A 19,318-nucleotide genomic window follows, 5' to 3' on the forward strand; every position below is an offset into this window, starting at 1 on the left:
CCGAGCGGCGTCCCATGGTGCTCGGCCACGTGATAGGCATGGAAGCCCGCCCATTCGTAGAGCTCGATCAGCTTCAGGCGATCTTCATACTGGCGTCCCAGATCGGGGCCGGACCGGTCCAGGTGATCGAAAACGGCGAACTTCATATTTTCTTTTTATGACGGGGGGTTGCCCTCTTATTCTACATACAACCCTGAGCAAAGTCGCCTGCCAAAGTGCATAGCTCGGAGGGCCTAAAGGGCCGGCATCACCTCGCGCGCCAGCAGTTCGACGGAGCGCCGGGACTCCTCGAAGGAGAGATCGCCGAAGGCGAGCCGGCACAGGCAATAGTTGATGCCGGCGATCGCATTGTCGCGGCTCAGCCGATCGCGCACCGTGGCGGCCGAGCCGGCGACGATATAGCCACCTTCGAGCGCGCCCTCGAATTCGGCCGGGATCATCTGCCGCGGCAGGCCGACACCATGGGCCCGCCAGAGATGGATCAGCGCGTCGTACCAGAGTGCGTAGGCGCGCTTGGCGGCGCTCTGCGCTTCGCGGTCGGTGTCGCCGACCACGACATGGCGGCTGAGGCCGATGAACGGCAGGGCCGCCTCGTCGTGGCCGAGCGCGTTCCAGGCGGCGCGGTAGCGGGCGGCAAACGCACCGACGCCTTCCGCCTTCATGCCGACCACGACATTCAGGCCTTGCTCGGCCAGGCGATCGGCGCTCTCCGGCGAATTGGCGCCGTACCACAGCGGCGGATGCGGCCGCTGCACCGGCTGCATCTCCATGGGGACGTCGTCGAAGGAGAAATACTTGTCGGCGTGGCTCAGCCGCTTCCCGGTAAGGCCCTTCAGGACCACCGACAGCATCTCGGCAAAGCGCTCCGGGCCGGTCGCTGGATCGACGCCATAGTAACCCACCTCATAGGGTGAGATGCCGCGGCCGACGCCGAGCTCCAGCCTTCCGCCGCTCATCTGGTCGAGCATGCAGATCTCGTCGATCAGGCGCAGCGGGTGATAGAGGTTGAGGGTGTAGACCAGCGGCCCGAAGCGCAGCGTCCTGGTGCGCTGGGCGACGGCTGCGAGAAAGACGCTGGGCGAGGGTGCCATGCCGAGCGGCGTCGCGTGATGCTCGGCCAGGTGATAGGCATGGAAGCCCGCGCGCTCGTAAAGCTCGATGAGCCTCAGGCGGTCCTCGAACTGCCGGCCGAGCTCGGGACCGGCGCGGTCCATGTGATCGAAGACGCCGAACTTCATGAACGTTTCTCCCGTTTGAGGGGATGCTACAACGGCGCCATGAAGAAGTATCTCTGCCTCGGCTGTGGCTTCTCCTATGACGAGGCCCGCGGCCTGCCCGAGCACGGCCTCGCGCCCGGCACGCGCTGGGCCGACATTCCCGAGGATTGGATTTGTCCCGACTGCGGCACGCCCAAGTCGGGCTTCGAGATGGTCGAGATACCCTACTGGAGCCAGGCATGAACATCCGCTTCGTCCTGCGTGCCGGCGAGCGCGGCTTCTCGCGGCTGGTCTCGACCGGTGTCAACGCAACCTACGTTGCGGGCCATCCCGATGGCGTGATCACCCGCCATTCGAGCTTCAACTTCCATGAATACCAGTCGGGCATCGCCGGCTTCGGCCACATCCGCGTGTTCGGCGACGAGGTCTTCAGCCCGGGTGGCACGGGCTACAACATGCATCCGCACCACAATTTCATCATCGCCGCCTTCGTGCTTGGCGGTGCTCTGACGCACGTCAACACGATCGGCAAGGTCGATGAGTTGCGCGCGGGCGACTACTACGTCTTCTCCGCCGGCAGCGGCGGCAAGCATGCCGAACTCAACATCGGCCAGGAGGACTTGAGCGTCATCTACCTCTGGGTGCTGCCAGGCAAACTCCTGGCGCCACCGTCCTACGTGCGCAGCCACTTCGACACCAAGGTCGGCGCCGATCGCATCGTCTGCCTGGTCGGCGATGAAGCGGGCGCGCTGCCGATCGGCCAGACGATCAAGGTATCGCGTCTTGTGACCGGGCGCAGCGGTACGCCCGTCTACCGCTCATCGCCCGCGCACGGCGTCTATGTCTTCGTGCTCGAGGGCGAGGCCGGAATCGCCGGCACCGTCCTCGGCCGGCGCGACAGCATGGCGCTGAGCGGCGAGGAGCGGATCGAGATTGCCGCCCGGTCGGGCACCGACCTGTTGCTGGTCGAGACGGCGCTCTAGCGGTTGCGCATTTGGCTCAGAGTCCCCGGATGCTGATCCGGGCGAACGCATGCCATTTGGAATTCTGGACGAAGACCCTGAGGTAGATCTGGTCCGGCTTCGATCCCGATTGATGCTCCAGGAGTATCCGCGCCGTCTTGTCGGTTTCGTAGAAGGTCTCGAACAGGCTCGGCACGAGATTGGCGGTACTCGGGCTGCCGATACAGATAACCGAGGGATGGTCGTTGGGGAGCTCGCGCAGGCTGGCTGGATCCAGGGCGACATCCGGATCGAAGACGCGCAGCCTGCAGTAGCCCGCCGAGGCGGGCGCGCGGATCGTGGCGGTTTCCGGCAGCTCCTGCCCGGTGTTGTAGGCGACCATGGACAGGCCGGTGATGTGGTAGGCACCAGGCGCCAGCGTCACCATACCCGTCGCGAAGTCGCACTGGATCGCGTTGCCGTTCCTTGCGTCGGTGTCGGTGAAGACGCGTCTGTTCCAACCCGGCGTCATAGGCTTCGACGCCGGTGAGAGCTCCGTGAAGACCGCGTACTCGGGCATCAGCGCCGCTCGTCGAAGGCGAGTTTCGCGGCAAGGCCGGCGAACACTGTCCCGAGGAGGAACTGCGGCGCGCGGCGCCAGCGAGTTCGGCCGGAAAACGCCCGGCCGAGGCCGCTCGCTGTCAGGATGACGGCGCCGTTGACCACGATCCCGATCAGGTTGAGCACGGTCGCCAGCAGCAGGATCTGCATCGCAACGGAACCTGCGGCCGGATCGACGAACTGCGGGAACAGCGCCAGGACGAACAACGCCATCTTGGGATTGAGCAGGTTGGTGAGCAGGCCCTGGCGAAACACCACGCCGATCGGATATCGCTGCAACCCGGCGGTGGGCGCCGGCACGACGCCAGTCGAGCGAAAGGCCTGCCACGCGAGATAGAGCAGGTAGGCGGCACCCGCGTAGCGGACAATGTCGTAGGCGAGCGGGATGGCCAGGAACAACTGCGACAGGCCGAGGGCTGCGGCAAGGGCATGGCAGTAGGTGCCGACCTGGATGCCGGCCAAGGTCGCGAAGCCGGAGGCGCGCCCCTGGCTGATGCTGCGCGAGGCGATGAGCAGCATGTCGGGCCCGGGCGTGGCGCAGAGGGCCAGGGCAGCCGCTGCAAAGAGGGTGAGTGTGGCGAGATCTGGCATATGTGCTTGCCCTAGAGCGCTCGTTTCTTGCTGCTGATGACGCCGCTCGCGATGCCGTGCCATTCGATGGTGCCGGCGAGCCGGGAATGCTCGATCTTGGGGCAGCGGTTCATGACGACTTTCAGGCCGGCATCCTCGGCTCGCTTGGCGGCCGCTTCGTTCACGACGCCCAGCTGCATCCACACCACCTTGGCGCCGTGCCTGATCGCCTCGTCGGTGATCGGGCCGGCGGCCTCGGAGTTGCGGAAGATGTCGACCATATCTGCCTTCACCGGCAGCTCGTCGAGGGAGGCATAGACTTTCTGGCCCATGATTTCCTGGCCAGCGGCGGCGGGATTGACCGGAATGACCTTGTATCCGCGGTCGAGCAGATATTTCATGGCGAAATAGCTCGGGCGATTCCAGTTGGCGGAAGCGCCGACCATGGCGATGGTCTTGGTCTCGCGCAGGATTCGGCGCAGATACAGATCGTCGTAACGGTCGTGATTCATGGTGGGGAAGTATACATGGCGCAGCCCATGCTGTTCGAACCGATTTCAATCCGCGACGTGACGCTGAAGAATCGCGTCGTCGTGGCGCCGATGCACCAGTATTCGGCAGAAAAGGGCTTCGCCACCGACTGGCACCTGATGAACGCCGGCCGCTACGCCGCCGGCGGCGCGGGCCTCGTCATCATGGAATCGACCAAGGTCGAGCGCCGCGGCTGTGGCACGGTGGGCGATCTCGGCATCTGGGATGACGCGCACGTTCCCGGCCTCAAGCGCTGCGTCGACTTCATCCGCCTGCACAATTCGGTGCCCGGCATCCAGCTCGGCCATTCCGGCCGCAAGGCGCGCCGTTTCAGGCCGTGGGAGGGGGGTGCGCCCCTGAAGCCGTCGCCGGATATCTGGGATTGGGACGGCTGGGAGCTGGTCTCGTCGAGCGGCATCAACTCGCCCGACACCGATCCGACGCCGCGCGCGCTCACGCGCGCCGAGATTCCGGAAGTCGTTGAGCGCTGGGGCCAGGGCGCACGGCGCGCCCATGAAGCGGGCTTCGACGTGCTCGATCTGCATATGGCGCACGGCTACCTGATCCACCAGTTCCTTTCGCCCTTCTCCAATGTACGCAACGACGAGTATGGCGGCAGCGAGTTGAACCGGATGCGCTTCGCCATCGAGGTGGTGGAAAGCGTGCGGGCGCACTGGCCGGCGTCGAAGCCGCTGTTTGTGCGCTTCTCGGTCGAGGACGATTCTGGCTGGGGACCGGACCAGAGCGTGGCTTTGGCGAAGATCCTGAAGCCCAAGGGCGTCGATGTGATCGACTGCAGCTCGGGCGGCATGCGCGGCTCGCCGGTGGTGAGCGCCGGGCCCGTCACCTACGGCTATCAGGTGCCCTACGCCGAGCGTCTAAAGAAGGATGCCGACATAATGAGCATGGCGGTCGGGCTGATCGTCCATGCGGATCAAGCGGAGCAGATCCTGCAGGAGGGCCGCGCCGACCTGATCGCGCTCGCCCGCGAGCTTCTCTACAACCCGAACTGGCCGATGGACGCGGCGCAGAAGCTGGGCGTCGACAAGCAGTTCGGCTCGGTGCCACCGCCCCAGGCCTACTGGCTGGCCAAGCGCGCGCAGTCGGTGAAGACGGTCGTGCCGTCGACCTACATGAAGGGCATGAACGCGGGCTAGGCTTGGCTGCGCTTGCGCAGCAGGTGGGCGGCGCCCATCAGGGTGACCGTGAGGACGATCGTCAGGGTCGAGACGGCGGCGATGGTGGGATCGATCTGGAAGCGCAGATCATCCCACATGCGGCGGGGCAGCGTGACCGCGCCGGTACCCGAGATGAAGAGTGCCACGATCAGCTCGTCGAACGACGTGATGAAGGCGAACAGCGCGCCGACCAGCACGCCGGGCCGGATCAGCGGCAGCGTGACCTGCCAGAAGGTGGCGCCGGGCGTGGCGCCGAGGCTGAGGGAGGCCTGCTCCAGCCGTGGGTCGATGCCGGAGAGGCTTGCCGTCACGCTGGTGACGACGAAGGGCACGGCGAGGCAGGTGTGCGCCAGCACCATGGCGATCGGCGTGCCGACCAGGCCGTAGTGCGAATAGGCGTAGTAGATGCCGATCGCCACGACGATGCCGGGCACGATCAGCGGCGAGAGGATCAGACCCGTCGCGAAGATGCGCATGGCTTTCGGCAGGCGGGCGATGCCGAGTGCGGCGAGCGTGCCGAGGAAGGTTGCCAGCACGACCACGGCCGCCGCGACCCAGAGGCTGACCCATGTCGGGTTCAGCCAGTCGGGGTTGCTGAAGTAGGTCTCGTACCAGCGGAAGCCGAAAGCGGGTGGCGGGAAGGTGAGATAGGTGGCTTCCGAGAATGAAACGACCGTCACCACGACGATCGGGAAGGCGAGGAAGAACAGGATCAGGCCGACGACGCCAGCCGGCACAAGCCGCGCGAGGATCATCGCATGCTCATCCGGAAGGCGTTGCCGACGCCTGGCAGGTGACGAGCGGCGGCGAGAATGGCGAGCGCGGTGGCCAGCAGGACGGCGGAGAGCGTCGCGGCATAGGGCCAGTTGAGCTGGTCGACCTCCTGGGCGATCAGCATCGAAAGGGTGATGTCGCGCGGCCCGCCCACCATCGCCGGCGTGATGTAGAAGCCGAGCGCCAGGACGAAGGTGAGCAGCGTGCCCGCGGCGACACCCGACATCGACAGCGGCAGGATGATCTGGCGGAAAGTCATGAAGGGCGTGGCACCGAGCCCCGACGCGGCACGGATCAGCGACGGATCGATTTGCCGGAGCGCATTGGCGATGGGCAGGATCATGTAGGGCAGCAGGATGTGGATCATCGCGATCTGGGTCGCGAGCGGCGTGTTCAGGATGCGGAGCGGCCGGTCGATCATGCCGATCGCGATGAGGCCTTCGTTGACCAGGCCATGCCGGCCCAGCAGCACCATCCAGGCGTAGCTGCGCACCAGCACGCTGGTCCAGAAGGGCAGCAGGATTACGATCAGGATGAGCGGCGCCATCGCTTTCGCCCGCACCAGGCCCATGGCGACGGGATAGCCCAGGACCAGACAGCCGAGCGTCACGGTGACCGAGGTGTTGATGGTGATCCAGAAGGTTTTTGCGAACACTACGTCCTCGAACAGGGCGGTGTAGTGCGAGAGCGTCCAGGTCGGGTCATTCAGGCTGCGCAGCAGCATCGCCAGCACCGGCAAGGCGTAGAGCACCAGCATGTAGATCAGCAAGGGCGCCACCAGCAGCAGCGGCACGTGCCGCCGCCAGTTCAGCAGCAGCGGCCGAACGGCTCCCAAGGGGACGGCGATGGGTGAGGGCTGCGCGATCTCGGACAAGGATTGCCTCACACGAGAATGGTGTCTGCGACCGACCAGGAGATCTCCGCGCGCTCGCCGATGGCGCGGCGCCGGATGGCAGCGCTCGAAGGTTCTTTCAGGACCATCGAGGTGCCGTCGCCCGCTTGCAGCATGTAGCGGCAGCGTTCGCCGGCAAAGACTGCTTCGGTGACCGTGACGCTCAGGCGATTTTGCGGGGTGGTCGCGTTCCAGGCGCTGTCGGCGAAGCGCAGGCGCTCTGGCCGCGTGGTGAGAGTGACCTTGTCGCCGCTTGCCGGCCGGCCCGGGCACATGGCGCGAATGAGAGCGCCGTCGCATTCGGCGATAACGACGTCGTCCTCCATGCCGCGGACAATCGCAGGCAGGAAGTTCGACTCGCCGATGAAGCCCGCGACGAAGCGGTCGCTTGGCCGGTCGTAGAGATCCTCCGGGGAACCCACTTGCGCCACCTTGCCGTCGTTCATGACGGCGATGCGGTCGGACATGGTCAGCGCTTCTTCCTGGTCGTGCGTCACATAGATGAATGTGATGCCGAGGTCGGAATGCAGGCGGCGCATCTCGAGCTGCAGGTTCTCACGAAGCTGCTTGTCGAGCGCACCCAGCGGCTCGTCCATCAGCAGCAGGCGCGGCTTGAAGACGACGGCGCGGGCGACGGCGACGCGCTGTTGCTGGCCGCCGGAAAGTTGGCGCGGATAGCGTTCGCCATAGCCCGGCAGATGCACCAGCTCGAGCGCCTCTGCCACGAGCTTGGCGCGCTCGGCCTTCGGCACGCCGCGCTGCTTCAGCGGGAAGCCGATGTTCTCGTCGACGGTGAGGTGAGGGAACAGGGCATAGTTCTGGAACACCATGCCGATGTTGCGGCGGTAAGGCGGCATGGCGACCACCGACGTGCCGTCAATCGCGATGTCGCCGGCAGTCGGCGTCTCGAAGCCGGCGATCATCATCAGGGTCGAGGTCTTGCCTGAGCCGCTCGGCCCCAGGAGAGTAAGGAACTCCCCCGAGAGGATATCAAGCGACACGCCGTCGACCGCATTGACGCGGTCGTACCTCTTCTCCAGGTCGGCGAGCGTTACCGATGCTCCCCGGCCGGCGTCGTTCATGCCAGCTTCGCCCATCAGCTTCAGCTCAGCAGCCACTTGTTGAACTTCGGGATCACCGCCTCGCGGTTGGCGATCCACCAGTCGTAGTTGTAGTTGACGAGCTGCTTCTTGATCGCCGGGGCGCTCGGCAGCACTTCCTGTCGGGCGGCCGGAATGTACTCGTCCGACTTGATGTTGACCGAGCCGTAGGGAATGCCGAGCGCCACGCGCGCCTGTGGGATCGCCATGGTCGAAAAGGCCACGAATTTCATCGCATTGACCTTGTTCTTGGCGCCCTTGGGGATGCCCCAGGCGTCGCGCTTCAGGAGGCCCTGGTTCCAGCTGATCGCAGCCGGCACGCCGGCTGCCTGCAGGGCGGCCATCCGGCCGTTCCAGACGGTGGTCATGGTGACCTCGCGGTCGGTGAGAAGCTGGATCGGCACCGCGCCGGTCTCCCACCACTTGACTACGTCCTTCTTGATTTTGCTGTAGCTGGCCAGCGCCTTGTCGACGTCGAGCGGGTAGAGCTTGTCGGCTGGAACGCCCGCCGCCATCAGCGCGATTTCCATCTCCGGCCAGCCGCCGCCGCCGGTGCCGAACATGGCGCGATCGCCGGGGAACTTCTTGGTGTCCCAGAAATCCGCCCAGCCCGTGGGCACGGCGCCCTTGAAGGCATCGGTGCGATAGGCGAGCACCTGTGCCCACAGCAGCATCTCGAGGCCATACTCGAAGCGGTATTCCTTGCCGACGCCGTCGTCGACGATCGAGTAGTCGATCTTCTCGAAATAGTCGCCGGTCTTCTGCAGGTTCATGATGGAGCCGCGGCTGAGCTGGGCCAGATCCCATTCGACGTTGCCGGTCTCGACCATGGCCTTGACCTTAGGCGCGTTGGCGCCCGGGAAGGGCCGCACCTTGATGCCGGAGAGCTTCTCGAAGGACTCGTAGTAGCCCTTCGTTTGGGCTTCCTGCATGGTGCCGCCATAGCCGGCGATGCGGATCTCGCCGCTGCCCTTCAGGATATCCGGGATGGAGGTCTGTTCGGGCCAGGCCTGCTGCGCCAGGCTCGGCCGGATGAACGGCGCCGCAAGACCGGCGCCGACAAGGCCAAGCGCAGTGCGCCGGCCGAGATGTAGGTGAGAGCGATTTTTGCCCATGACGGCTTGCCTGCCTTCCTGCTCGAGTTAGAACGCCAAAAGATTGTCCCTGAACTGCTTGTGCTCGTAGGCTTTGCGCACCAGGCCGCGATCCTGCAGGGCAGGGATCAGCCCGTCCTCGATTTCGGCCAGGGTCCGGCGGTTTACGTTGGGCATCGAGAACAGGAAGCCGTCGCCGCCGACCTCCTGCATGACCTCGCCCATGCGCGCGGCGACATGGTCGCAGGTTCCGCAGAGATCGATCGAGAGATCGACCGCATTGAAGGACGCCATGGTCTGACGGATGGATCGCCCGGCGGCCATGGTGCGGAACTGCTCGAGGTTGAGCTGGTGGCCGTTGGTGGTGACGTCGTCGGGCAGCGGCTTGTCGAGATCGAACTTGCCGAAATCGATGTTGGTCACCTTGCCGAAGTGCGCGAGGCGCTCCTGGATATTGGCCTGCGCCATGCACTCGCGCTTCTTCTTGCGATCCAGCGCCTCTTCCATGGTCTCTCCCAGGATCGGATTGATCAGGAAGAGCACCTTGCAATCGCTGGGCTTGCGACCCTGGGCGACCATGTGCTTGTGGACATCCCCGCGATAGGCACTCATGGCGTCGATGCCCTTGGCGTTGACGACGATGGTGTCGGCATGGGCCGCCGCGAACCGCCGGCCGCGGGGCGAGCCGCCGGCCTGGGCGATGACGGGCTGGCCTTGCGGACCGGGCCCCGAGTTGAGGGGGCCACGCGTCTTGAAGTATTTGCCCTCGTAATTGACGGCGTGGACCTTGGTGTGATCGACCAGGCTGCCGCTCTTGCGGTCGGCGATGATGGCGCCTGGCTCCCACGAGCCCCACAGGCCGCGCACGACCTGCATGTATTCATCTGCCATGTCGTAGCGGAGGTCGTGCTCGGGCATGCCGTTCATGCCGAAATTCATCGCCGCGAAGTCGGAGCTGCCGGTGACAGCGTTCCAGCCGACGCGGCCCGCCGACACCTGGTCGAGCGTCGCCACCAGCCGGGCGAGCAGATAGGGGTGATAGGCGTAGGTGCCGAAGGTGGGCACGATGCCGATGCGCGATGTCACCTGGGTCATCAGGGCGGCGACGACCGAAGGGTCCTGCCGCGGCACGGCGATGGCTTTCTTCAGGTAGATCTCGGTCGAGCCGCCGAAGCTCTCGCCGACATATGAAGAATCTTCGAGCAGGATGTAATCGAAGCAGGCGCGCTCGAGGCTGCGGGCCATGTCGAGGAAAAGCTCCGGTTGCTGCCAGGTGGTGCCGATGTGCCCGGTCCAGGGCTCACCCCAGGCCTGGACACTCGAACCTTGCAAGAACCACGCGAGATGAAATGGCTTGGCCACGCCCGATGCCTCCGCTTCCGCTCCAGACGGGAAAGCAGACGCAAATACTGTGCCGAGCATCCGCAGGGCGGCTCTGCGTCTCGCAGGGGCATGAGTTCGTCGCGCGCGCCGCTCAGTTGCGCTAGAATTGCCTCTGGCCAACGGCGCCCGGCGCCGGCTGAACGAACAGGAGTGCGGGATGGACACAGTTGTTCAACAGGATCGCCTCGAGATGACCGAGGCCGAGTGGCAGGCGCGCTGCGATCTCGCCGCCCTCTACCGGATCACCGATGTCTTCGGCTGGACCGACACGATCGACACTCACATGACGGTGCGCATCCCGGGCGAGCCGAAGTGCTTCCTGATCAACAACTACGGCGACCTGTTCGACGAGATCACCGCCTCGAGCCTGGTGAAGATGGACATCGACGGCAACGTCTACGCCAAGGACGGCAAGTTCAACGCTGCAGGCTTCACCATCCACTCCGGCGTCTACAAGGCCCGGCCCGACGCCAACTGCGTGATGCACACGCACACCCGCGCCGGCACCGGCGTCTCGGTGCTGAAGAAGGGCCTGCGCCCGATCAGCCAGGACGTGCTCTCGGTGTGGGACGACCTCGTCTATCACGAGTACGGCATGCCGACGTCGCAGGAAGAATGCGATGCGCTGGGCGTCACCTGTCAGGGCGGAAACTCGGTTGTGCTGCGCAACCACGGCCTGCTGACGGTGGGCTCGTCGATCCCGGGCGCGCTCAGGCGCATGTACATGCTCGAACGTGCCTGTGAGGTCGAGGTCATCGCCCGCGGCATGAACGAGGAGCCCGATCCGATCGAACCGGAAGTCATCCGCCAGTACGGCGAGCGTGCCAAGCAACAGCGCGCCAACCCGGAATACGGCATGACCTATTGGAAGGCCGCGCTGCGCCAGATCGAGGGCAAGGGCAGCGACTGGCGCCAGTAATCCTCTCCCGAATCGCTCACGAAAAGGGCGCGCCGCAGGGCGCGCCCTTTTGATTCAGATAGCGACGCTACTTCGCGGCCGAGAGCTTGACGATTTCACCCCAGCGGCGAAGTTCGCTGGCGAGATAGGCGCTCAGCTCGGCGGGGCCGCCTCGCTTGTCCTCGATGCCCTGGACGCTGAAGGACTCCTTGACCTTGGGACTTTGCAGCGCCTTGTCGGCGGCGCGGTAGAGCTTGTCGACAATCGGCTGCGGCGTTCCTTTCGCCGCCATCAAGTAGAAGGAGACGTCGGCGATGATATCGGGATAGCCGAGTTCCTTGAAGGTCGGGATGTCGGGCAGCACCGCCGCCCGCTTCTCTCCGGTGACGGCGAGCATGCGAGCCTGCTTGGCGTTCTGGACCGGCACGCCCGATGCGACGGGGGTGAACCAGATCTGGATGCGGTTGGTCAGCAAGTCGCTCAGCGCGTCGGTCGTGCTCTTGTAGGGCACCATCACCGTGTTGATCTTGGCCGCGCGATTGAGCATCTCGCCCAGGAACTGCGGCACGCCGCCGACGAAGCCCGAGAAGTTGAGCTTGCCGGGCTCCTTGCGGGCGAGCTCGACGAGCTCGGCCACGTTCTTCGCCGGAAGCTCGTTGGGCACGAACATCGAATAGAGCACGCCGCCGGCGAAGCAGATGGGCGTGAAGTCGTTGATCAGGTTGGCTGTGGCGTTGCCGGTGGCCTGGTTGATGATGTTGCTCAAGGAGGCGATCACCAGCGTGTGGCCGTCGGGGCGCGATTTCGCAACGTAATCGGCGCCGATATTGCCCGTGGCGCCGGGGCGATTCTCGACAATGACGCTTTGACCAAGCGTGACCGACATGTCCTGGGCAAGCAGGCGGGCGATGATGTCGTTGGTCGTGCCGGCACCGAATGGTGCCACGATCGTGATCGGTTTGCCCTGCTGAAGGTTCTGGGCGCACGCCGGAGCCGCCGCGGTCGCAACGCCCGCCATCGCCGACGCGACGGCCGCGCGTCGGGACAATTTCATAACCTTCATAAGCGTCCTTCCACTACCTTCTGTTTTGTCTTCCGTGGGAGTTAACGGTCTCGCGTCATTGCACGTCAACACGCCAATAAGGTCCGAATTCCGCGAGCCGCGCTCGCAAGGGCTCGGTAGGCTGGCTGTACTCATCCGGAGTTCAGCGAGGAGCAGAAATGCCGAGCCATGCCGCCCGCAAGACTTATGGGACTGTTCCCGCCGACAGGCGGAAGGAGATGAGCGGCCTGGAGTTCGTCCAGGGACTCGTCGAGGGAACGCTGCCCCTCAATACGATTGCGCGGACCCTGGGTTATGACGTGAATGAGGTGACGAACGGGCGGGTCGTCGTCACGGCGACGCCGAACGACACCCATCTCAATCCGTCCGGCACCGTGCACGGCGGTCTCGCGGCCACCTTGCTCGACAGCTGCATGGGATTGGCGATCTGGTCGACCCTGGAGAAGGGCGTCAGCCAGACGACTCTCGAATTCAAGATCTCGCTCGTGCGGCCCATCACTCCCGAGACGGGGCTGATCAAGGCGGAAGGCGTGGTATTGAACCGGGGACGGCGCGTCGGCACCGCCGAAGGGCGGATCACGGATGACAGAGGCCGCTTGCTCGCCCACGGCACGACCACGTGCCTGATTTTCGAGAGTTGAGAAGAGGGAGACTAACGCCCCTTCCACTCCGGCTTCGGCTTCTTGTTCACGAAGGCGTCGATGCCTGCCTGCGCATCCTCGGTCATGATGGCGCCGGCCATGAACTCGGTCGCAATGGCGTAGGCCTGCGCGAGATCCATTTCCATGTGCTTGTGGAACATCGCCTTGCCCTCGGCGATCTGCTGCGGCGGCTGGGCGGCGATGTGCTGGGCGAAGGTCATCGTTTCCCTGTCGAGCTCGGCCGGCGGCACGACGCGACTCACCAGCCCGTCGCGCAGCGCCGTTGCGGCATCGATGAACTGGCCGGTGAACAGCATGTCGAGCGCGCGCTTCGAGCCGACGTTGCGGCCGACCGCGACCGACGGCGTGCCGCAGAACAGCCCGTTGTTGATGCCGGAAGTCGCGAAGGTGGCATCGCTTGAGGCGACGGCCAGATCGCAGGCGGCGACGAGCTGGCAACCGGCGGCGGTGGCGATGGCCTGAACCTTGGCGATCACGGGCTGAGGCAGGGCGCGGATCGCCATCATCATGGCGCTGCAGCGCGTCAGCAGGTCGTGATGGAAGGCATGGTCACGGCTCGAGGCGACCTCGCGCAGGTCGTGGCCGGTCGAGAAGGCGCGGCCCTGGGCCTCGATCACGACGCAGCGGATTTCCCGGTCCTTCGCGAGCCTGTCGAATTCCGCCTGCAGCGCGTCTATAAGCTCGCCCGAGAGCGCGTTCATCGCCTTGGGGCGGTTGAGCGTCAGGATGGCGACGCGGCCTTCGTCGCGGCGCAGCAGGACCGGTTCGTTGGAGGCGGCTGTCATGGCCGCAGTGTACTGGCTCAGGGGAGTGTCGTCATGCCGGTGATGAGTCCGGCCGATCTGCTGAAGTTCCTGGATGAGAATTTTCCGCAGGCCGGCCACCTCGATCTTGCGATCGAGCATCTCGACGACAGGACCATCCGCGTGCGCCTGCCGACGCACGAGCGTCACCTGCGGCCGGGCGGCACGATCTCAGGTCCGACGCTGATGTGGCTGACCGATTGCAGCTTCTACCTGCTGATCCTGGCCCAACTCGGCCCGGTGGCGCTGGCCGTCACGACCAACCTCAACATCAACTTCATGAGGAAGCCGGAGCCGGCCGACCTGATCGGCGAGGGCCGCCTGCTGAAGCTCGGCAAGACGCTGGCCGTGGGCGACTTCACGATCTGGAGCGATGGGGTGAAGGAGCCCGTCGCCCATGCGACGGTGACTTATGCCATTCCACCAAAGAGATAGATCGCGGTAAAATAATACCACATATCTAATTCATTGTTTTTTCGTTACTATTCCGAACTGTTTGACAAGACGGTGCACGACGCCCATAAGCGCGCGCTCATTGGAAGAAAGAACCATGCACGCCCTCATTACCAACCAGACTCCCAGCACCAAGACTGCCGACGTGCAGAAGAAGTGGCTGTTGATCGACGCCGAAGGGTTGGTCCTCGGCCGGCTCGCCTCGATCATCGCCTCGCGCCTGCGCGGCAAGCACAAGCCGACGTTCACGCCGCACATCGATTGCGGCGACAACATCGTCGTGATCAACGCCGAGAAGGTCCGCCTGACCGGCCGCAAGGCCGAGCGCGAGGTCTTCTACTGGCACACCGGTCACCCCGGCGGCATCAAGGGCGAGACCCTGGGCAAGCGCCTTGAGGGCCGCTTCCCGGAGCGCGTCCTGATCAAGGCCGTCGAGCGCATGATCACGCGCGGACCGCTGGGCCGCGCGCAGATGAAGAACCTGCGCGTCTATGCCGGACCCAAGCACGAGCAGGAGGCTCAGCAGCCGGAGAAGCTCGACGTTGCCGCACTGAACCGCAAGAATTCGAGGATCGGCTGACATGGCTACTGAACTTTCGACGTTCGCGGAACTGAAGAAGGCGCCGGCAGGCGGCGAGCAGGCGCCCGCGCCGGTCCGCGTCAAGGAAATCGACGCCCAGGGCCGCGCCTACGCCACCGGCCGGCGCAAGAACGCCGTTGCCCGCGTCTGGGTGAAGCCCGGCACCGGCAAGATCACCATCAACGGTCGCGACCAGACGATCTACTTCGCGCGCCCGACCCAGCGCATGATGATCCAGCAGCCGTTCGACGTCTCCGAACGTGGCGGCCAGTTCGACGTGATCGCCACCGTCTCGGGCGGCGGTCTCTCGGGCCAGGCGGGCGCGGTGCGTCACGGCATCTCGCAGGCGCTGACCAAATTCGAACCCGGCCTGCGTGGCACCATCAAGGCCAACGGCTTCCTCACCCGCGACTCCCGCGTGGTCGAGCGCAAGAAGTACGGCCGCGCCGGCGCCCGCGCGCGCTTCCAGTTCTCCAAGCGCTAGGACGGCACTTGGGATATCCTCGAAGGGCGCCGCAAGGCGCCCTTCGTTTTTGTGGAGAGACGATCCGATGGCCGGTCTCATCGTTCCGTTCAACGGCTTCATTCCCAAGGTCGACAGCTCGGCCTTCATCGCGCCCAACGCCACCCTGATCGGCGACGTCGAGATCGGCGCCAACTGCGGCATCTGGTTCGGCGCGGTGCTGCGCGGCGACGGGCCCGGCATCAGGATCGGCGACGGCTCCAACATCCAGGACGGCGTGGTGATCCACATCGCCTCGCGCGGGGTCGGCACCGTGGTCGGCCGCAACGTCACGGTCGGGCATCTCGCCCTGCTGCATGCCTGCGAGGTGCAGGACGACGCCTTCATCGGCATGCACTCGACGGTACTCGACGAGGCCGTTGTCGAGACCGGCGCCATGGTGGCGGCGGGCGCCGTCGTCACGCCGCGCAAGATCGTGCGCAAGGGCGAGCTGTGGGCCGGCAATCCGGCGGTGAAGATGCGCGACATCACCGAGAAGGATCTCGAATCCTTCAGGCGCTCCGCCGCGGGCTATGTGAGACTGGCGCAGACCTATCGCGGCGACCGGCCGAAGGCGGCGGAGTAGACCGGGCATGATCGCGCGTGACTACGACTATATCGTTGTGGGCGCGGGATCCGCCGGCGCCGTGTTGGCGGCGCGGTTGAGCGAAGATCCCCGCATCCGGGTGCTCCTGCTCGAAGCCGGGCGCGATTTCCGCTCGGCCGAGACGCCCCAACACATCCGCATTCCGAATCCCATGCGGGCGATCGGCGACGACGACTACCGTTGGCCCCATCTGATGGCGCGCCGCACCGAACGGCAGGAGCCGAAACTGCTGTGGCGTGGCCGCGCCATGGGCGGCAGCTCCACCATCAACGGCCAGATCGCAATCCGCGGCGTACCCGACGATTTCGAGCGCTGGCGTGCGCTCGGCTGTATCGGATGGGGTTGGCAGGACGTTCTGCCGTACTTCAACAAGCTCGAGACCGACGTCAATTTCGGCGCCGCTCCCTATCATGGCGACAGCGGTCCGATCCCGGTCTATCGCGCGCCCGTCGCCGATTGGGGCAGGGTCGATCGCGCTGGGCTACGGCTGGTGCGAGGACCACAACGCGCCCGAAGGGACAGGTGCGTCGCCCTACGCCATAAACAGCCGGGCGGGCGTCCGCGTTTCGACCAACGACGGCTATCTCGAGCCGGCGCGCGGCCGCAAGAACCTGCAGATCGTGGGCAACGCTCTGGTGTCGGCCTTCCAGTTCGAAGGCAACCGGCCGCATGTCAGCGGCGTGCACGTGCAGGTGGACGGGCAGGGCTTCGCGCCGCGCGCCACCCGCGAGGTCATTCTCTCTGCCGGTGCCATTCACTCGCCGGCGATCCTGCAGCGCTCGGGCATCGGGCCCGCAGCCTTTCTGAAGTCGCTTGGAGTGCCGGTTATCGCCGATCTGCCGGTGGGCGAGAACCTGCTCGATCATCCGGCGATGCCGCTCTACCTGCATCTCCGGGACGAGGCGCGGGTCGGCACCATGATGCATCGCCACACCAATTGCTGCCTGCGCTACTCCTCGGGTCTCGGCGGAGCGGGCGAGAACGACATGATCGTGATCGCGGGCAACCTCGTGTCGCTGGGCGGCGGCGATACTTCCAGGGGCCGCCTGGTCGTCTCGGTCTATCAGGCTTTCAGCCAAGGCAGCGTGCGCATCACGACGACTGATCCGGCCATCGATCCTCGGATCGACGAGAGGATGCTGTCGGACGAACGCGACCTCGTCCGGATGCGTGACGGCGTGCGCCGGTTGAGGGAAATCGGTTTGCACGAGAGCGTGCGCGCCGTCGCGACGCGCGTGGAATATGGCTCGACCGGGCGATCGATCGAAGAGAATCTCACGCCGGCGGAACTGGATGACTGGCTCTTCGCCGAATGCTCGGATGCCCAGCATGCCAGCGGCACCTGTCGCATGGGGGCGCGGGACGACAAAATGTCGGTTGTCGATCCGGAGTGCCGCGTCATCGGCTGCACGGGGCTGAGGGTAATCGACGCCTCTGTCATGCCGGAGGTGGTGCGCGCCAACACGCACCTTACGACCGTGATGCTTGCCGAGAAGATGGCCGATCGACTGAGGGCGGCGGCGTAAGGACGCCTACTCGACCACCCGCACCTTCACGTAGCTGCCCGGCGCATCCTCGATCGGGGGCAGGGCGCCATCACCGGGATTGCGTGCCGGCACTTTCGCACCGGACTTTTCGGACAGCCACTTGTCCCAGTCGTTCCACCACGATCCGGGGAATTCCTTGGCGCCGGCCTGCCATTCGGCGAGCGTCGGCGGATTCTTGTCGGTTTCATTCAGCCAGTGCTGATACTTCTTCGCGCGCGGCGGATTGACGACGCCGGCGATGTGGCCGGAGCCCGCGAGCATGAAGCGGATCGGTCCGCTGTAGATCTGGGTCGCCTTGTAGACCGATCGCGCCGGCGCGATGTGGTCTTCCTTGCCGGCCTGGATATAGACGGGGATCGCGATCTTCCTGAGATCGATCGGCACGTTGTCGATGACGATGCCGCCCGGCCGGCTCAGCAGGTTGTTCTGGTACATGTTGCGCAGGTAGTAGCTGTGCATCGCCGCCGGCATGCGCGTGGCGTCGGCGTTCCAGTACAGCAGGTCGAAGGGGAAGGGGTCCTTGCCCATCAGATAGTTGTTCACGACGAAAGACCAGATGAGATCGTTGGCGCGCAGGAGGTTGAAGGTCGTCGCCATGTCGCTGGCGTCGAGATAGCCCTTCTTGGACATCATCTCCTCGATGCTGGCGAGCTGATCCTCGTCGATGAAGACGCCGAGTTCGCCCGGTTCGGTGAAGTCGACCTGGGCGGTGAAAAAGGTGCAGGCAGCGATGCGATCGTCGCCGCGCGCCGCCATATAGGCGAGCGTCGCCGCCATCAGCGTACCGCCGATGCAATAACCGATCGCCGACACCTGGCGCTGGCCGGTCGCCTGCTCGATTGCACCGAGTGCGGCAAGCGGCCCGAGCTTCATGTAATCCTCGAACACCAGCTTGGTGAGGCGCTCGTCGGGATTGACCCAGGAAATGACGAACACGGTGTAGCCCTGCTCGGTCGCCCACTTGATGAACGAGTTCTCGGGCTTGAGGTCGAGGATGTAGAACTTGTTGATCCACGGCGGCACGATCAGCAGCGGAATTTCGTAGACCTCGGCGGTTGCCGGCGCGTACTGGATCAGCTGCATCAGGTCGTTCTGGTAGACGACCTTGCCGGGCGAGGTGGCGACGTTCTCGCCGACCCTGAAGGCTTTCATGTCGGTCTGGCGGATCGCGAGCTTGCCTTTGCCGCGCTCCAAATCGGTCAGCAGGTTCTGCAGGCCCTTCAGCAGGTTCTCGCCCTTGGACTCGACGGTTGCCTTCACGACCTGCGGATTGGTCATCGCGAAGTTGGACGGCGATACCGCGTCGATGAATTGGCGCGTGTAGAAGTCGACCTTCTTCGCCGTCTTGTCGTCGATGCCTTCGACCTGCTTGATGGTGCCTTGCAGCCAGCGCGCGGTGAGAAGGTAGGACTGCTTCAGGTAGTCGAAGACCACCTCGTCCTTCCACGCGGGATCATTGAAGCGCTTGTCGCCCTTGGCGGGCTCAGCCATCGGCTCGACCTTCTGGCCCATCAGGCGCTGGGCCGTGAGCTGCCACAGCTGCATGTACTGCTGCCAGAGTTCCATTTGGGCCTGAACGAGCCGATTGGGGTCGGCCAGCATCTTGGCGGTGAAATCCATGAAGGTCTGGGTGAGACCCATCGGATCGGCGGGCTGAGAGCCATCGGCCTTGTAGCGCTCGGCAAAATCCTGGAGCAGCTTCTGGCTGCGTTCGGCAATATCCTTGAAAGCGGCCTGCATTTTCTGCGATTCGGCCGGCGTCACTCCCGGAAAGGCAGTTGGGGCAGGCGTCTCCGACATGCGTTTCCCCTTCTGAATCATTGCCCTTGTGGCGTTTCTTGCGGTATTTTCAACGACCCGGTACCATACCTAGTGCTTGTCTGTCCGGGTCGCCGAACGCCC

Annotated in this window: 22 protein-coding genes and 1 pseudogene; 11 read left to right on the plus strand and 12 right to left on the minus strand. The window is 65.0% G+C overall.

The window, feature by feature from the left end; translation table 11 throughout:
- Positions 1-233: 233 nt before the first annotated feature.
- On the minus strand, positions 234-1,238 hold the full coding sequence (locus EPO55_RS08895; RefSeq protein WP_296336298.1) for an LLM class flavin-dependent oxidoreductase: 1,005 nt from the start codon (positions 1,236-1,238) through the stop codon (positions 234-236).
- Between the two features lie 39 nt (positions 1,239-1,277).
- Between EPO55_RS08895 and EPO55_RS08900 the strand changes: the two genes are divergently transcribed.
- Positions 1,278-1,460 (plus strand): rubredoxin, encoded by a 183-nt coding sequence (locus EPO55_RS08900; RefSeq protein ID WP_296336299.1) that lies wholly within the window; start codon positions 1,278-1,280, stop codon positions 1,458-1,460.
- A complete protein-coding gene (locus EPO55_RS08905) occupies positions 1,457-2,200 on the plus strand; it encodes a pirin family protein (RefSeq protein ID WP_296336300.1) in 744 nt (247 codons plus the stop codon). The genes EPO55_RS08900 and EPO55_RS08905 overlap by 4 nt, the downstream gene beginning before the upstream one ends.
- A gap of 16 nt (positions 2,201-2,216) precedes the next feature.
- On the opposite strand, the gene EPO55_RS08910 is transcribed toward EPO55_RS08905, so the two are convergent.
- From EPO55_RS08910 to EPO55_RS08920, 3 genes are read right to left on the minus strand one after another with little or no spacing between them, the layout of a single operon-like run.
- Positions 2,217-2,738, minus strand: coding sequence for a hypothetical protein (locus EPO55_RS08910; RefSeq protein ID WP_296336301.1), 522 nt, complete (start codon positions 2,736-2,738; stop codon positions 2,217-2,219).
- Positions 2,738-3,370, minus strand: coding sequence for a LysE family translocator (locus tag EPO55_RS08915; protein ID WP_296336302.1), 633 nt, complete (start codon positions 3,368-3,370; stop codon positions 2,738-2,740). Before EPO55_RS08915 ends, EPO55_RS08910 begins: the two co-directional genes overlap by 1 nt.
- Before the next feature lie 11 nt (positions 3,371-3,381).
- A complete protein-coding gene (locus EPO55_RS08920) occupies positions 3,382-3,861 on the minus strand; it encodes a CoA-binding protein (RefSeq protein ID WP_296336304.1) in 480 nt (159 codons plus the stop codon).
- A 15-nt stretch (positions 3,862-3,876) separates the two neighbouring features.
- On the opposite strand from EPO55_RS08920, the gene EPO55_RS08925 reads away from it, so the two are divergent.
- Positions 3,877-5,037: an NADH:flavin oxidoreductase/NADH oxidase gene (locus EPO55_RS08925; RefSeq protein WP_296336306.1), complete on the plus strand. Its 1,161-nt coding sequence runs from the start codon at positions 3,877-3,879 to the stop codon at positions 5,035-5,037.
- Here EPO55_RS08925 and EPO55_RS08930 read toward each other — a convergent pair.
- Genes EPO55_RS08930 through EPO55_RS08950 form a run of 5 tightly spaced genes read right to left on the minus strand, consistent with a single transcriptional unit; the run spans position 5,034 to position 10,280 of the window.
- Positions 5,034-5,813, minus strand: coding sequence for an ABC transporter permease (locus EPO55_RS08930; protein WP_296336308.1), 780 nt, complete (start codon positions 5,811-5,813; stop codon positions 5,034-5,036). The genes EPO55_RS08925 and EPO55_RS08930 overlap by 4 nt on opposite strands.
- Positions 5,810-6,706 (minus strand): ABC transporter permease, encoded by an 897-nt coding sequence (locus EPO55_RS08935; protein ID WP_296336309.1) that lies wholly within the window; start codon positions 6,704-6,706, stop codon positions 5,810-5,812. Before EPO55_RS08935 ends, EPO55_RS08930 begins: the two co-directional genes overlap by 4 nt.
- An 8-nt stretch (positions 6,707-6,714) precedes the next feature.
- Positions 6,715-7,842, minus strand: coding sequence for an ABC transporter ATP-binding protein (locus EPO55_RS08940; RefSeq protein WP_363718789.1), 1,128 nt, complete (start codon positions 7,840-7,842; stop codon positions 6,715-6,717).
- Positions 7,827-8,939, minus strand: a complete 1,113-nt coding sequence (locus EPO55_RS08945; RefSeq protein WP_296336310.1) for an ABC transporter substrate-binding protein — start codon at positions 8,937-8,939, stop codon at positions 7,827-7,829. The genes EPO55_RS08940 and EPO55_RS08945 overlap by 16 nt, the downstream gene beginning before the upstream one ends.
- Positions 8,940-8,966: 27 nt before the next feature.
- Positions 8,967-10,280 carry an NtaA/DmoA family FMN-dependent monooxygenase gene (locus tag EPO55_RS08950; RefSeq protein ID WP_296336311.1) on the minus strand — a complete coding sequence of 438 codons (1,314 nt, stop codon included), beginning with the start codon at positions 10,278-10,280 and terminating at the stop codon, positions 8,967-8,969.
- Between the two features lie 178 nt (positions 10,281-10,458).
- Between EPO55_RS08950 and EPO55_RS08955 the strand changes: the two genes are divergently transcribed.
- On the plus strand, positions 10,459-11,220 hold the full coding sequence (locus EPO55_RS08955; protein WP_296336312.1) for a class II aldolase/adducin family protein: 762 nt from the start codon (positions 10,459-10,461) through the stop codon (positions 11,218-11,220).
- Positions 11,221-11,287: 67 nt separating this feature from the next.
- Here EPO55_RS08955 and EPO55_RS08960 read toward each other — a convergent pair whose 3' ends face one another.
- The gene (locus EPO55_RS08960) at positions 11,288-12,253 is read right to left on the minus strand and encodes a tripartite tricarboxylate transporter substrate binding protein (protein WP_296336313.1); all 966 of its coding nucleotides are present in this window, start codon (positions 12,251-12,253) and stop codon (positions 11,288-11,290) included.
- Between the two features lie 167 nt (positions 12,254-12,420).
- Here EPO55_RS08960 and EPO55_RS08965 point away from each other — a divergent pair, with 167 nt between their 5' ends.
- On the plus strand, positions 12,421-12,903 hold the full coding sequence (locus EPO55_RS08965) for a PaaI family thioesterase (protein ID WP_296336314.1): 483 nt from the start codon (positions 12,421-12,423) through the stop codon (positions 12,901-12,903).
- 11 nt (positions 12,904-12,914) lie between these two features.
- Here the strand turns inward: EPO55_RS08965 and EPO55_RS08970 are convergent, their stop codons facing one another.
- The gene (locus EPO55_RS08970; protein ID WP_296336315.1) at positions 12,915-13,709 is read right to left on the minus strand and encodes an enoyl-CoA hydratase; all 795 of its coding nucleotides are present in this window, start codon (positions 13,707-13,709) and stop codon (positions 12,915-12,917) included.
- 33 nt (positions 13,710-13,742) lie between these two features.
- Between EPO55_RS08970 and EPO55_RS08975 the strand changes: the two genes are divergently transcribed.
- The 6 genes and pseudogenes from EPO55_RS08975 to EPO55_RS08995 all read left to right on the plus strand — a co-directional run bounded on the left by EPO55_RS08975 (position 13,743) and on the right by EPO55_RS08995 (position 17,395).
- A complete protein-coding gene (locus tag EPO55_RS08975) occupies positions 13,743-14,162 on the plus strand; it encodes a PaaI family thioesterase (RefSeq protein ID WP_296336316.1) in 420 nt (139 codons plus the stop codon).
- 115 nt (positions 14,163-14,277) lie between these two features.
- Positions 14,278-14,760, plus strand: a complete 483-nt coding sequence (gene rplM / locus EPO55_RS08980; protein WP_296336317.1) for a 50S ribosomal protein L13 — start codon at positions 14,278-14,280, stop codon at positions 14,758-14,760.
- A gap of 1 nt (position 14,761) precedes the next feature.
- Entirely contained in the window at positions 14,762-15,244 is a 483-nt protein-coding gene (gene rpsI / locus EPO55_RS08985) for a 30S ribosomal protein S9 (protein WP_296336318.1), read from the plus strand.
- Between the two features lie 67 nt (positions 15,245-15,311).
- Positions 15,312-15,848, plus strand: a complete 537-nt coding sequence (locus tag EPO55_RS08990) for a gamma carbonic anhydrase family protein (RefSeq protein WP_296336319.1) — start codon at positions 15,312-15,314, stop codon at positions 15,846-15,848.
- A gap of 7 nt (positions 15,849-15,855) precedes the next feature.
- Positions 15,856-16,233 (plus strand): annotated as a pseudogene (locus EPO55_RS26135) (GMC family oxidoreductase N-terminal domain-containing protein); the annotation flags it as partial.
- Between the two features lie 46 nt (positions 16,234-16,279).
- On the plus strand, positions 16,280-17,395 hold the full coding sequence (locus EPO55_RS08995; RefSeq protein WP_363718794.1) for a GMC oxidoreductase: 1,116 nt from the start codon (positions 16,280-16,282) through the stop codon (positions 17,393-17,395).
- Positions 17,396-17,401: 6 nt separating this feature from the next.
- On the opposite strand, the gene phaC is transcribed toward EPO55_RS08995, so the two are convergent.
- Positions 17,402-19,216 carry a class I poly(R)-hydroxyalkanoic acid synthase gene (gene phaC / locus EPO55_RS09000; RefSeq protein ID WP_296336320.1) on the minus strand — a complete coding sequence of 605 codons (1,815 nt, stop codon included), beginning with the start codon at positions 19,214-19,216 and terminating at the stop codon, positions 17,402-17,404.
- Positions 19,217-19,318: the final 102 nt, after the last annotated feature.

The sequence above is a fragment of the Reyranella sp. genome (genome assembly GCF_004296935.1).
Classification (GTDB): Bacteria; Pseudomonadota; Alphaproteobacteria; order Reyranellales; family Reyranellaceae; genus Reyranella.